Source organism: Paenibacillus tundrae, assembly GCF_036884255.1.
In the GTDB taxonomy this organism is placed as follows: domain Bacteria; phylum Bacillota; class Bacilli; order Paenibacillales; family Paenibacillaceae; genus Paenibacillus.
Map to the genome: position 1 here is coordinate 1,653,472 of NZ_CP145605.1, position 13,872 is coordinate 1,667,343.

Annotated in this window: 15 protein-coding genes; 14 read left to right on the plus strand and 1 reads right to left on the minus strand. The window is 36.3% G+C overall.

Annotation, left to right across the window (positions count from 1 at the left end; translation table 11 throughout):
• Nucleotides 1–24 precede the first annotated feature (24 nt).
• From V6W81_RS07165 to V6W81_RS07195, 7 genes are all read left to right on the plus strand, one after another.
• Nucleotides 25–2,070 carry a B12-binding domain-containing radical SAM protein gene (locus V6W81_RS07165; protein ID WP_338542296.1) on the plus strand — a complete coding sequence of 682 codons (2,046 nt, stop codon included), beginning with the start codon at nucleotides 25–27 and terminating at the stop codon, nucleotides 2,068–2,070.
• 257 nt (nucleotides 2,071–2,327) lie between these two features.
• Nucleotides 2,328–2,765 (plus strand): hypothetical protein, encoded by a 438-nt coding sequence (locus V6W81_RS07170; RefSeq protein WP_338542298.1) that lies wholly within the window; start codon nucleotides 2,328–2,330, stop codon nucleotides 2,763–2,765.
• Between the two features lie 128 nt (nucleotides 2,766–2,893).
• Nucleotides 2,894–3,442: a tyrosine-type recombinase/integrase gene (locus V6W81_RS07175; RefSeq protein WP_338542300.1), complete on the plus strand. Its 549-nt coding sequence runs from the start codon at nucleotides 2,894–2,896 to the stop codon at nucleotides 3,440–3,442.
• Nucleotides 3,443–3,620: 178 nt separating this feature from the next.
• Entirely contained in the window at nucleotides 3,621–4,256 is a 636-nt protein-coding gene (locus V6W81_RS07180) for a DUF1643 domain-containing protein (RefSeq protein WP_338542302.1), read from the plus strand.
• A 190-nt stretch (nucleotides 4,257–4,446) separates the two neighbouring features.
• Nucleotides 4,447–5,202 carry a Cthe_2314 family HEPN domain-containing protein gene (locus V6W81_RS07185; protein ID WP_338542303.1) on the plus strand — a complete coding sequence of 252 codons (756 nt, stop codon included), beginning with the start codon at nucleotides 4,447–4,449 and terminating at the stop codon, nucleotides 5,200–5,202.
• Nucleotides 5,203–5,409: 207 nt separating this feature from the next.
• Nucleotides 5,410–5,670, plus strand: a complete 261-nt coding sequence (locus V6W81_RS07190) for a hypothetical protein (RefSeq protein WP_338542305.1) — start codon at nucleotides 5,410–5,412, stop codon at nucleotides 5,668–5,670.
• Between the two features lie 128 nt (nucleotides 5,671–5,798).
• A complete protein-coding gene (locus V6W81_RS07195) occupies nucleotides 5,799–6,365 on the plus strand; it encodes a hypothetical protein (RefSeq protein ID WP_338542307.1) in 567 nt (188 codons plus the stop codon).
• Between the two features lie 194 nt (nucleotides 6,366–6,559).
• Here V6W81_RS07195 and V6W81_RS07200 read toward each other — a convergent pair whose 3' ends face one another.
• Entirely contained in the window at nucleotides 6,560–6,874 is a 315-nt protein-coding gene (locus V6W81_RS07200) for a hypothetical protein (RefSeq protein ID WP_338542309.1), read from the minus strand.
• A gap of 229 nt (nucleotides 6,875–7,103) precedes the next feature.
• On the opposite strand from V6W81_RS07200, the gene V6W81_RS07205 reads away from it, so the two are divergent.
• The 7 genes from V6W81_RS07205 (at nucleotide 7,104) to V6W81_RS07235 (ending at nucleotide 13,801) form a co-directional block, all read left to right on the plus strand.
• On the plus strand, nucleotides 7,104–7,865 hold the full coding sequence (locus tag V6W81_RS07205; RefSeq protein WP_338542310.1) for a DUF5677 domain-containing protein: 762 nt from the start codon (nucleotides 7,104–7,106) through the stop codon (nucleotides 7,863–7,865).
• A gap of 209 nt (nucleotides 7,866–8,074) precedes the next feature.
• Entirely contained in the window at nucleotides 8,075–8,395 is a 321-nt protein-coding gene (locus tag V6W81_RS07210; protein WP_338542311.1) for a hypothetical protein, read from the plus strand.
• A gap of 157 nt (nucleotides 8,396–8,552) precedes the next feature.
• Nucleotides 8,553–9,416: a hypothetical protein gene (locus V6W81_RS07215; RefSeq protein ID WP_338542312.1), complete on the plus strand. Its 864-nt coding sequence runs from the start codon at nucleotides 8,553–8,555 to the stop codon at nucleotides 9,414–9,416.
• A gap of 229 nt (nucleotides 9,417–9,645) precedes the next feature.
• Nucleotides 9,646–10,353: a hypothetical protein gene (locus tag V6W81_RS07220; RefSeq protein ID WP_338542313.1), complete on the plus strand. Its 708-nt coding sequence runs from the start codon at nucleotides 9,646–9,648 to the stop codon at nucleotides 10,351–10,353.
• Nucleotides 10,353–10,952: a hypothetical protein gene (locus V6W81_RS07225; protein WP_338542314.1), complete on the plus strand. Its 600-nt coding sequence runs from the start codon at nucleotides 10,353–10,355 to the stop codon at nucleotides 10,950–10,952. Before V6W81_RS07220 ends, V6W81_RS07225 begins: the two co-directional genes overlap by 1 nt.
• Nucleotides 10,953–11,900: 948 nt before the next feature.
• Nucleotides 11,901–12,479: an HNH endonuclease gene (locus V6W81_RS07230; protein WP_338542316.1), complete on the plus strand. Its 579-nt coding sequence runs from the start codon at nucleotides 11,901–11,903 to the stop codon at nucleotides 12,477–12,479.
• Between the two features lie 161 nt (nucleotides 12,480–12,640).
• A complete protein-coding gene (locus V6W81_RS07235) occupies nucleotides 12,641–13,801 on the plus strand; it encodes a DUF4062 domain-containing protein (RefSeq protein ID WP_338542318.1) in 1,161 nt (386 codons plus the stop codon).
• Nucleotides 13,802–13,872 lie beyond the last annotated feature (71 nt).

Sequence of the window (13,872 nt, forward strand, 5' to 3'; positions counted from 1 at the left end):
GTGTCCAGGCAAAGGTTGTGAACCATGAAGGTTATTCTTTCTACATTAAATGCAAAGTATATCCATACCTCGCTGGCTTTGCGTTGTCTGAAGGCGTACAGTGAGAAGGATTTTGATATTGATATCGCCGAGTATACGATTAAAGACCCGGTCATGAATATTGTGTCTGATCTGTACCAACGCGGTGCGGACGTGATTGGGTTCTCGTGTTATATCTGGAACATTGAAGAGACGATTAAGGTTATTGATAATCTGAAAAAGGTTATGCCTGAGGTGAAAATTTTGCTGGGCGGGCCGGAAGTATCCTATGACACGGAATATTGGATGAACCGGATTCCTAATGTGGATTTCATCGTTATGGGAGAAGGCGAAGAGACGCTGCATCAGCTGTTGACGGAGCTTACGGGCAGTAAGAAGTTCCACTTTGTATACGGACTGGCTTATCGCAAAGGGGAAGAGGTCATTCTCATGCCAGGACGCCCGAAGGCGGATCTGAACGATCTGCCGTCACCGCATCGATTTGAAGAGGATATCCCGGATCTCGGGAAGCGGGTTGTTTATTTTGAAACGAGTCGTGGTTGTCCATTCAGCTGTCAGTTCTGTCTATCCAGTATTGAGGTCGGCGTGCGGTATTACGATATCGAGCGGACGAAGTCGGACATTCTGTACCTGATTGAGAAGGGTGCGAAGCTGATCAAGTTTGTAGACCGGACGTTTAACATTAAGCGGGATTACGCGCTGGAGATGTTCAAATTCTTGATTGAGAATCATCAGGGGACGGTATTTCAGTTTGAAATTACCGCTGACATCATGCGTCCTGAGGTACTCGATTATCTGGCAGAGAATGCGCCGCCGGGTACGTTCCGATTCGAAATCGGGGTACAGTCCACGAATGATCCAACCAATGAACTGGTGAAACGCCGCCAGAACTTTACCAAGCTGAGCCGTACAGTGAACAAGGTGAAAGCCAGTGGAAAAATCGACCAGCATCTCGATCTTATCGCAGGACTACCGGAGGAAGATTACAATACGTTCCGTAAGACGTTTAATGATGTATTTGCTCTGGGGCCAGAAGAGCTTCAGCTTGGATTCCTCAAAATGCTGCGCGGTACGGGTCTGCGTCTCGATGCAGAGAAGTACAACTATACGTATATGGATCACGCGCCGTATGAAATTCTGGGCAGTGATGTGTTGCCGTTCAGCGACATCGTGCGCTTGAAGCGTCTGGAGGATGTGCTGGAGAAATACTGGAACGCACACCGGATGGATCATACGCTGAAGTATCTGATGGAGCAGGAGTTCAACTCGCCGTTTGATTTCTTCCAAGCATTCGGGGATTACTGGGAAGGTCAGGGCTGGCAGAAGATTGGTCACCAATTGGAGGATCTATTCACCCGCCTGCACAGCTTCCTAGAGTCGCGGAATACACCGCATATGGATATTGTGCTCGGTCTGATGAAGCTGGACTATTTCCTCGGACACAAGTACAAGCCACGCAAAATCTGGTGGGATGACGTACTCCAGAAAGACCAGTGGGCGGGTTACATGAAAACGCTGGCTGAACGTCCGGAAGACGTCCGCTTGCCACGTGTTGCCGGTGCCGCAGGCTCGGCATGGCTGGAAAGCAGCGGCACGGGTGCGAGTGCCGCTGTGGGAAGTTCGGCTGCTGCCGGGGAAGACTCTGCCGCAGATGCGGCGGGTGTGATCGGCAGCGATGGCGAGGATGCTGCGGCGCTTGCAGCGCGCGACGCCGGGGTTATGTCCGCCGCGGATGGAGCGGCGGACGGGGTTGACGGCAACGCTTCGCGTGCGTTGCCGATGACCTCGGCCATGACCGCACAGACGGTCATGGGTGCCCGTGATTTCGCCGACCTTGGTCTCGGCGAAAAGGAACTGCAGAAGCACGCCGTATTGGACGTGCTTCCGTTCCGGCTTGAGCGAGTGCTTGCTGGCGCTAGCCCGCTTGCCGCGAAAGGGCGGACGCTGCTGGTCGTAGTATACCAGCAGCATGAAGGGCAGCAGGCGCAGTATTACACGCTGCCGCTGGGAGAAGAAGCCGCTGCTATGTAGGTGCAGCGGCGTGGATGAGCACCGCGATTATTAACGCGGTGCATCGCCATGAGGTGCTGCCCATTTGGGCGCAGCACCTCACCCTTACGCGGCTTGCCATTGCACAAGCCGCGCTCCGTTCTACCTTTTACAACAGCATATAGGTTCCGAAAGCATCGGAAGGTCGTCTGATTCCCTAGGGGAGGAAGAAGGGCCTTCCTTTTTGTTTTTCAGAATGATAGCAAAAGCAGAATCCACCCAATCTAAGGAGGTTTCCTATGAATGAACATGCTACGACCAAAGAGACGATTACGATATCAAAAGGTTCTGCTGAGGTACTGCACATTTATATTCCATATAACCCTGCTCACATTGAGCGGATTCGTCGGATCACGGGTAGAACGTGGCAAGCGAAAGAAAAAGTATGGGTCATCCCCTACACCACATCAGCTATACAGGAGTTCATGAATCAATTTGATCCAATTGATGTTCAGATTGCCCCAGAGTTGTGGGTGGAGAGTGAGGATTTACAGCAATGGAAAGCTAGCAAGGGAAACAGTGCATGGAGCAAAGAACCATTACAGAAGGCATTAACATTACGAGGATACAGTCGCAAAACGATCAAAGCCTATTGTAATCAGATCGAACGCTTTCTGAGTAGCTGCCAAATTGAAAGTACAGCTGTGACTACTTCAGTAGTTCAACGTATTGTTTAAATTTGCTTGAGCGAGGGATTTCCCATTCCAGTGTAAACCAGACGATCAGCGCGATTTGCTTCTATTGCAAACATGTGCTCCATCATCCTACAGAGATCCAGTATATTCGTCCCAAGAAGCAGACCAAGTTGCCACAAGTATTGTCTGAAAAAGAAGTAGCTCAATTACTCACATCCGTAACTAATCTCAAGCATAAAACGATTTTGTTTCTCACGTATTCGTCTGGTCTTCGTGTAGGTGAAGTCGTTCGTCTACGTTGTAGCGATCTGGATATTGAGCGCCAGACCCTTATTGTAGGGCAGGGAAAAGGTCAGAAGGATCGAAGAACCCTACTCTCCAATATTGCTTGGGAAATTGTGCAGAAATATATAGTCGAATATAGACCCCAGCGTTGGTTATTTCCGGGACAATCTTCGGATCGGCATCTGACCGAGCATAGTGTGCAAAAGGTTTTTGAGGAAGCCAGACAACGCGCAGGCATTGTGAAAAAGGTTAGTATTCATGTCTTACGACACTCTTTCGCCACGCATTTACTGGAAAACGGTACAGACCTGCGCTATATCCAAGAGCTGCTTGGTCACACAAGTGCACGAACAACCCAGCGATATACGCATGTGAGTACCAAGAGTATTCAGCGTATTCAGAGTCCGTTGGATCGTCTGGATCTGGGCGATTGAGTGTTGCTATAAATCTCCCTTTTTCGCCAAATTCTCCTTCGCAAATACCAGTGCTTGGGGTATCATATACGTAGTCGGATATCAGACAGAACATGTGGTATTTACGAAGTACATAAATTAGATGTTATAGGAAGTCAGCAAAAGACTTATTTTCATCAAAATAATGAAGGAGAATAATATGAAATTGTTAGAGCTTAGTAATATAAATAACTTGAAAGTTAAAGAAGGATTTTACAATGGAATTTCAGGTAAGGCGGTATTCAGCAAAAATAATAATATTCGTAAACGTTATTTTTTGGAGAAACGCTGGGGTCAAGGAACGAATGTACTAACTGCACTTATGATGAATCCAAGCAAAGCGGCACATGATAATTCTGATGATACGGTCAACCAATTAATTGAGGTAGCTAAGAATAATAATTGTGATGCTCTATATGTAGTTAATGTATCAAGTTATATTGAGGGCAGTAGTAAAAAAATGAAAAGTGATAAATTTATTTTTGATAATATAAATTGGAGCTATATAGAACATGCTATATCAGAATCAAAGATAATATTTATTGGATGGGGAATGAAAGGGCAAAATGGGATATTACAACAAATTAAAAAGAATAGGAATGTAATAAGAACGTTAAATGAAGCAAAGGAACTTATTTACGCTTATGAATTTGTTCAATCTAAAAATAAGAAGTATATTAATAAACCTTTTTATTATGTTCCTCATCCTAGACCAATATGGAATAAAGAAAAGTATAGAAAACAGAGTTTGCATAAATTGACTTTAGTTCAATTTGATAGATTATTTAATAGATAAGAATATTCGAATTTCAATATACGATTAATTTTGTAAGCAAGATTATTCAATGAAGTCGCTGACATCCTATAACATAATATTCACGCTGCGGACATTCATCCTTGGTCTGGCAGTCGCCAGACAACCGACATACGTCGGTTCGCGAATACAGGAACGTTATCTGAAATTCATGTTAGGAGCTGATTAAATAATGATACACGAATACTTGGAATATCCAACTAAAGAGCAGTGGATAGAGATAGAAGAAAATTCGGAAATAAATTCCTTATATTTAGAAGTAAAACGACCAGAAATAAATGATCTTTTTGCTATGTTTGCAGAACAAGAATTAGCTAGTTGGATCAGATTGTTTAATAATAGACTTGGTCAGTCGAGAATGAGTTATATCTTTTTTAAACACTATTACAATAAAGGTATTCCTGATGAAGAGTGGTACATATCACCGGGTAAAGATGGACAATCAATTCAATACTTCCCTCATTTTAAGAAAGACGAAACAATTAACTACAAAGTGATGTTCGATTATTACGTCGATGCTTTCTATTACAAATTTTTCTCTGCATGGGATACTATTTTTCATATCATAAATGTCCAATACCAATTTGATGTAGATAAAGATAAAGATTTTAATCGAAACATATTAACCAACCTTAATAAGGTTAACCCAGCTTTGAAGAAACAGTTTAATAAAACTAATTACTCTGAGGCATTTAAAAAATCAAGGGTACTTAGAAATGATATCACACATAATTTTGCTCCTAATGATATTAGTTCTGGAATAAGTAAAAAGAAAGAAGATGGGCAATTGAAAGAGATAAGCTTTGGCGTCGGAAGTTATACGCCGTCAAGCGAATTTGTTCAAAATATAGATGAAGTAATAGATGAGTTTATTAAATTTTTGAGGGTATTTAAAAGAGGGCTTGAAAGTAGTCCAAAGAAGCCATGAACTTCAGATAACATAGTATTCACACTGCGGACATTCGTCCTTGGTCTGGTATACGCCAGACACCCAGCATGCGCTGGGTAGTGAATACGGGAATGTTATATGACATCTTGCAGTCCAACCATTAAGGATTAAAACAGATTGTATGATCAAATATAGATTATATTGATGATAAGAAATGAAAAATTCAATGGATAAGGTGGGGCAGCGATGAAAAGAAATTTTCTTTTTGTTAATACGATTATATCTGAGCTTAATAGTACAAGAAATGAATTTGTTAAAATTAAAGAGGAATTAAATTCAGGACTTAGCGATATATTGCTAAAAGGATTATTTACATACCAAGTTTCTAAATTTGAGACAACCTTGAATGAAATTATTAAAATGTTTTTGAATGCATTTCCTGAGAAGATCCAGAGAAAAGTTTTAAACCTACAAAAGAAAAAGTTATCGAGAATTCAGAATCTTTAATATCTTCTGTTGTTGATAGTTATATAAATGAGCTTTCGTATAAAAATCTCCATGAATATTTAAAGGTTTTTATTGATATAACAAGTATTGAAAAAAATACGGATGAAATTATTGATAAGTTAATAGAGATGAAAGAAACAAGGAATTTATTAGTTCATAATGACTTAAAGGTTAATGAAATATATCTTGCAAAGTGTAAGAATTATAAAAGAGCTTCTGACAAGGACATAAATAAGTATATTGATTTTGATGAAGAATATATCAAAGAATGTCTTAACCTTTGTGTTGATTTCATGGATTCTTATTTATTAACTAAACTTCAAATGAAGTATAAAGATTATACGAAGATAAAAGCTATGAAGGAAATATGGGATTATCTTTTTGATACACCTATTCTTAAATTTGATGATTTTTGGGAACATGATGGAACATATCTAAATTATTTTAAAATGGATGAGGAAACGTTGAAGGCAAAGATAACAATGTGTTCTACAACTGAAAAGATGAGTTTGTTCTATTTATTAATACAATACAGTGACTCATTAGTAGAAGCGTATTTAGAAAAATATCAATATAGATTATTGTCTCTTGGAAATCTACACGGAAAAAGAAAAGAGGATCACATATATTTACAAGCGATTTTGACCAAATATCCTAGATTGTTTCAGCAAGACATCACGCATCATATAATATAATATTCATGCTGCGGGCATACGCCCTTGATCCGGCAGTCGTCGAGTCGTGAATACGGGAACATTATATGAAATGATTAACTATTTGAATTTCTTTTATTTAGTATCATAGAATTTATACCTACAATAAACAAATTGAAAAGGTTCGTTCAAACTAAGAAAAACCCCTTTCAACGAAGGGGCCAACACAGAATATATTAAGAAACAATTCCCCAGTCTCTTTGAACATGCCACTTCGGGTTATTCCAAGTAACTAGATCTAAAGGGTTAAAATATTCATCAGTTAGTAAGATTTCTTTTAACTGACCTGGTAATATGCTCAATACGTGACTACCGCTATCACTTGTATAATCATACATATGATATCTAGGCGATTTATCTTTGTATTTGTTACTTGGGCCATAATCGAAGGGAGCACAGAGTCGCTTTAATGAGTGTCCGTCTTCATTAGAAAAGAATGTTACCATAATTTTTCTTTTTTCGTTAATAGCCTGTAAAAATAGCTCATGCATCTCGCATTCCTCCTGGATTATTATTGAAATAACACTTTAATTTTATCATATTAATTATATTTAAAGAAATAAATTACAATCATGGAGCACGAAGAAGGCATCCCAATCATATAACATAATATTCACGCTGTGGGCATACGCCCTTGATTCAGCATTCGCCGGACACCTAGCATTTGCTAGGTCGTGAATTCAGGAACGTTATCTGAAACCGATTGAAAGGAGTAGAAAAATGAATAACCTACCATCAATTGAAGAAGGCGAAAAGATAGTCGCTGATCAACTGAAAGATGAATTGGAATTCCACATAAATTGTTGTAAGAGTTGTTGCAATGTTATCGCAAAGTCTATTGAGGCATATCCAGATATAGATTTAGATAATGCAACAAGTTCAATTAAAGTTGTTACTTCCTTACTTGCAAAAGTTCTTAATGATTTAAGAACTGCTTCATTATTATCAGCAACAGGATATCCGTCTCAGGCTGCAACTATTGTTTCATCATTATACGAATCTGCCTTTATGATAGCTTACATAGGAGATAATGATGATTTAGCAAATAAGTGGATAGAACACGAAGATGCTACTAAATTATTTATCAATGTAAAGGAACTTACAAAACAAGGTTTGAAAAATATTGATGCACCAAATTACGAAGAATTTTATCTACAAGAATACAATGATTATAGGCAGCTATGCATGATAAAACATGGTAATCCTTTAGTGCAAAAGAATCTCGTATTTTTAGTTGAAGGGAACTCGGTAATTGCTGATTTTGGACCAGAAACAAGTGAATTTTCTATAAAAATAAGCTGGTATGCGTTAGAAAAAGCAATAAATTATTCAATGATATCGATTTCAGCTTATATAAACTTTCATCTTATAGATAACACAACTTCTGAAATTATTGAACATTTTAATAGTGTAAAAGAATCTTACAAAGAAATGGGAAGAAGAGCAGTCGAGAGGTGGGGAATTGAAAATACACAGCCTTAATAGTAGCTCAATGAAGAATCGGCACCAGATAACATAATATTCAAGCAGCGGCTCCTTTCGGAGCCTTGGTCTGCTAGATGGATTTCGTAGAGGAATTTCAGCAGACAACCCCTTTGGGGTTTATGAATACAGGAACGTTATCTGAAAGATACGTAGAGATAGAGAATAATCTGAACAAATAATAAGAACATGAATGTTAAGGGGGTTCTATGGAGGAGTGGGAAGAGCTTATAGAAATATTACTAGATGAGAAGGCTTCATATGCTGAGCGAGATGATGCAGCCATGGATCTAAGTGAATACAATAATAAAACGGTAATAAAGACTTTAGTGATGACTGCCAATCATGATTTAACGGATGAGATGATTAAAGCAAGTTGTGGAGAATCTTTAGCCATGATTTTAGTACAGAGCGATCAATTTGAGAAAGAGATTTACAAGCAATTAAAAGGCATAGCGAAAATAGAATTTGAAAGCTATGTCAGTTTAAAGAGAAGCGATTGGAAGACTTATTTAAATATACAAACATAAGAAGTAAGAAAAATCGAAGAAGACGTATCCATTAGATAACATAGTATTCATGTTGCGGACATTCGTCCTTGATCCGGCATTCGCCGGATACTCGACATACGTCGAGTCATGAATACAGGAACGTTAGATGAAATATGACAATAGAAAGAGGAAAAAGATGAAAGAATTATCACATACGTTAAAACAAGAGTTAGAATCAATGGGGGTTCATCTGTTTGAAATAGATGAAAGCAATTTAAGCAAAACCAAGCAGTTCAAATACAACTGCTATATATATGATTCAGATAAACACTATACAAACCATGTGGTGTATATTAAAGATATAGTCGGCACATTACATCCTTCATATGAAGGTCTATCATTTTTAGACATTTTCACAAAACTTAAAAGGAGAGAAAGAATTGTATCAAACTATTTGGAGAATTCATCCTATTATACTGAACAATTAACTCGGGATATATCTGATGATGAAAATGATCGACCATGTTTTATAAAACTAAATGATGAATATTACGTTGATACCGGTAATCACCGAATTACTATTTGCAAATTAAAGGAATTTGATTATGTTGTAGGCGATGTTACGGAGCTTATTTGGAATCCAAACAAACAAAAATTGTGGGATGGGTATATTTATAGAGGCTTTAAGTTGGATTATGATTCAACTAATGATCGATTAACAGTCTTCTTTGATGACGATTATGTATACTTCGATGACCGTACGGTAATTGAACTTACTGAATTCCTCATTCTTTATGATAAAATTTCAATACATAAATTAGGTTTTATTAAGAACAGAAAGTTAAGGAGTCAAAGTATGAAGTATAATTATTCAAATGCGAGTTTTCAATTTAATAGAGTATTCAATAAACTATTACAATTTAAAAAACAGCTGTTAGCATTTCATGAGGATTATACGTCATCTAACATAATATTCACGCTGCGACTCCTAACGGAGCCTTTGTCTGTGGGAAGGAATTTCGAGAGGGATTTCAGCAGACAACCCCTCCGGGGTTCGTGAATACAGGAACGTTAAGTGTAACTTCTGAAAGAAAACTGTAATACAAATTTAAAACTGATGAGTGCTTACTATTGGAAAGGGAACAGAGAAGCGGATTCTAAATTAAGCAAGAAAGAATTAAGAATTAATTCTTCTTTATTTGATGGCGTGTTTAAGCTATCAATTTTGATATGATAATAAAGAAGTATAGAAAAAATCAATAATGCTAAAGGGAGATGATCTTATAAACATGTATAAGAAATTCATGATTTTCAGATGTCTAACTTCGTTTCATGAAATAGCTGCACTTTTTGATAAAAACCAAATGAGTAGCGTAGAATACATTTCCATAACAGATATAGAAACAAAGGAGTCTAAGCTTTATGATAGTCTGTTAATCAAGTATCGAAAACTGCAAGATAAGAGCGGTGTAGAATACATTAATAATTATCCTGAAAAACAATATAAGCATATAAACGAGGGAGAAGTAGTAGATGAAGAAATTGAGCTGCTATACTTTAGAGAGTACAAGATAATTTTGTTTATATCCAATGTACTAAATATTAATTTATTGAGGAAAATCATACCTATTTATGATTACAAAAAAAATAACGAAGTAATGCTTCCTATTGATATACCGAATGAATATTTCAAGAAATTGTTAAAAGAAAATAATCTTAGTTTTAAAGAAATTACGTATTTTCAAGATGCAAGACTTGAAAACATTAATGCTAGTAAAATGGAAATTACATTTAAATTGCGAGATGGATTCTTAAAAAATATAAATGATTTAGGTATAGATCTATATGAGGCACAAATCACCGAAGTTAAATTTGAATATTATGGTGTTTTAATAAAACTAAATTCTAAAGGACGGGTATTACTGAATAAGTGGGTAGATGAATATGCATTGAAAAAAATAGTAGATTACTTGGCTGAAGGATTGGAGGAAATTTGATGGATTCGTTTCGAAGAATATCCGAAAATCCTATCTTTATATTTATAGCTAGTTTGTCATCAATAGTATCACTAATAGTAAGCTATTTTTTCAATGAATCCCTTAATTGGATTATACTTTTAATTTGTTTTGGATCATTTTTACTTATAATTCTTTTAAATATTCAAAATAAAAAAATAATTGGTATCATGGATAGAATTGATTTAAGCGTATCGACAAAGTCTATTGATCTTGAGACTGACAATGATGAAATATATAAGTCAATTAACGGATTTATATTGTTTTACCATGGAACTTTATCTCAAGAAGCATTAAAAAAGAATCCAAAAGCATTAATCACTTTAACTGCTCCTTCCCAGTTAAAGTTATCAGTGCAAGTAGGGAAAAACTCGTTCATCAGAAACTCTTCTAACGACAAGCACATCATTGAAACAGCAATTACCAATGGTCTGGATTATATGATAATAATTTCATTTGAATTACATCAAAATGAGTTGAATGAATTCGAAAAATCTAGCAAGCATCTTCAAGTTAACGTGGTCTGTAATGAATTGGAATTGAACTATAGCGAAGCTATTCTTATTCAAACCATGGGTTAATAATATTTTAAGTTTAAGAATTAAACAAGTAATGTTTGCTAGTCTATGCTAGGACACACGAAGCAGATTAAAACTTCTATATTGAAAAGATGAGCAAAGTAAATCGATAAATTAAGAATAAGTTTAAGATACCTCAGGAAGTCAGAAGCAACACTTAACATAATATTCACGCTGCGGATATTCGTCCTTGATCCGGCATTCGCCGGACACCCGACAAGCGTCGGGTCGTAAATACGGGAACGTTAGGCGAAAGAACGAAACATGTTACTTAAGAAAGGAAATGAAAATGTCATCCAGCTCGTACTTGAAAGTATTGGGATTCTCTTTTATCGTAATGGCACTACTTAGTATTAAGAAGACTATAATACTAAGTGACTATTTTTTGTTAAGTTTTTCTATTTCGGCATGGTGTTTTGCTTTTGCGGACTTTCTTAGATTTAGACCATTTATAGATGATAGAGAAAATAAAACTAGATTTATAAAGGTAGTTAACAATGTATTAATATACGTGCAGAGTCAAATTGGTAAGCTAAATTACATATTAGATATATTTGCAATATTGAGTCTAATTGTATTGCCTCATACACTTTCAAAGATGTTCCCCGATTTAGAACTGGTAAACTCATTTATGGTTCTGATGAGTATGGCTTTAATTTTACTTATGATAGGATTTAGAGATAAAAAGAAAGAAATGATTCAAAGTTATAATTTGCGAAAAAAAATGATCGAATATGAGCTCGAAATATCTGAGTTGAAGAAGCAGATCGAAATGATTAAAGAAAAAGATTGAATGTGTAGCTATGTTCCGTCGTCTAACATAATATTCACGCTGCGGACATTCGTCCTTGGTCTGGCATTCGCCAGACACCCGACATGAGTCGAGTCGTGAATAAAGGAACGTTAGGCGAAATTATTGCAATCAAATAATGAAAGGAAGGATAGTTGAAGATGGGAATGCCTTCAAAATCAAAGATATTTGAATATTGGATGAATTGGTTAGCTGAGAAGGGAATTGATTGGGGAGAGCCGTGTTGTTGGGCATGTGGAAGGTTTTGGGGGGATAAATATGATATAAAGAAACCTCATGCAACTAGGGAAGAAATAATAAAGAATTGGGATAATGTCCCTTTACAAAGATGCCATATTATTGCCAAGCAATTTGACGGTACTGACGAACCCTCAAATTTGTTTTTAATGTGCAGGGATTGTCATGATAAAGCTCCGAATACTAGATCGGTAGAAGCATTCTTAATATGGACAGAAAAGCAAAATTGGTATGAGAATTTTAGAGATGAAGTAATGAAGGAAATGAAAAATTTTGGACTTGAAGACAGGATTGAAGAGCTGAACGAAATAATTGCAAATAGAGAGATAAAGGGTAAAATCATTGGAAACTTAGGGATACATATGAATCAGAATGGAAAAGGTGCTCAAATAACCATCTCAACATATATTTCAGCGTTATATGAATATCTAAAAGAACAAGACAAATTGAAAGTCTCCCAAGAAGGCAATAACCTCGCCTAACATAATATTCACGCTGCGGACATTCATTCTTGGCCCGGCATTCGCCGGACACCCGACATACGTCGAGTCGTGAATACAGGAACGTTATACGAAAGTTCTGAATCACCAATGAAGAGTTAGAACTAACTTAACTAGATTATTACCAAAAAAGGAGCTATACAATGGCCAATTTAAAAGTGTTTATATCTTCAACTTGTTATGATTTAAACGTAGTAAGATCTCAGCTTAGAAATTTCGTCAATAATTTCGGTTATGATCCAGTCATGAGCGATTATGCTGATGTATTATACGATCCGCGGGTACATACTCACACAAGTTGTGTTCAAGAAGTTACAAATTGTGACGTCTTAATTTTAATTATGGGTTCCCGCTTTGGAGGGAAAGCAATTCCTAAAGCAGCCGAAGTAGTAAATCTGGAGTACCTGAAAGATAAAAGTAAAAGTAATAAAATACTTGACGATTCTGCTAACCTGTCTATCACTCAATTAGAAGTTATTCGAGCAATAGAGTCAGGAATTCCAATATTCACCTTCGTAGAGAATAAGGTCATGCATGATCATTTAGTTTACGAGAAAAATAAAGACAAAGAATTTATTGAAAGTTTAGATTTCCCATCTTTTGCTGATAAACCAGAAACAGCGAAGTATGTCTTTGAATTTATAAACTTCTTAAGGCACAGAATCGAAAATAACAGCATAGTTAGTTTTAATAGAATGGAGGACATAGAATCCTATCTAAGAAAACAATGGTCAGGATTACTTCAAAGATTATTGTATGAACAAAGATTTAAAAAGCAAGAAGAAATTAAAATAGACTATTTGGCAAATCAAATTGCCGATATAAAAACTGCGATAATGACATCTATTTCTAGTAGCGATCTAAAAGATACAGCAAGAGGTGCTATAAAATTTAGACATTTAGTAGATTTTTTTAGACAGCTGAAGAATTCAAATACAAGAGACTTACTATTATTAGACATAACATTTCAAGACCTTTTAACAAGATTAAGCATTATTGATATCATTTCTATTGATAATTCGAATAGGTTTAATCGGTTAACTGCTTTAATACTTGAAGATGGGACATTTTTTGAATTGCGATATCCGATTGGTTTTATTGAAAGGCTTAAAGATGACTGGATGGAATTCACTATTCTGAATCAAACAAGTAGACAAGCAATAATAAATGCTATCTACGATATTGATGATAATAGACCAATGAGAAATTTTCGATACATTGATAAGCAATTTAGTGATGTGTTTATTGAAAATCAAGACGGCGATTTGAATTTAGTACAAGATGAAGGAAATTCAACAGATTAATATTTTGATAAAAAGTTAGAACAATTAAATTATAATTCTGGCTTCTTATTGTTTCGTATATTCAAAGGGGC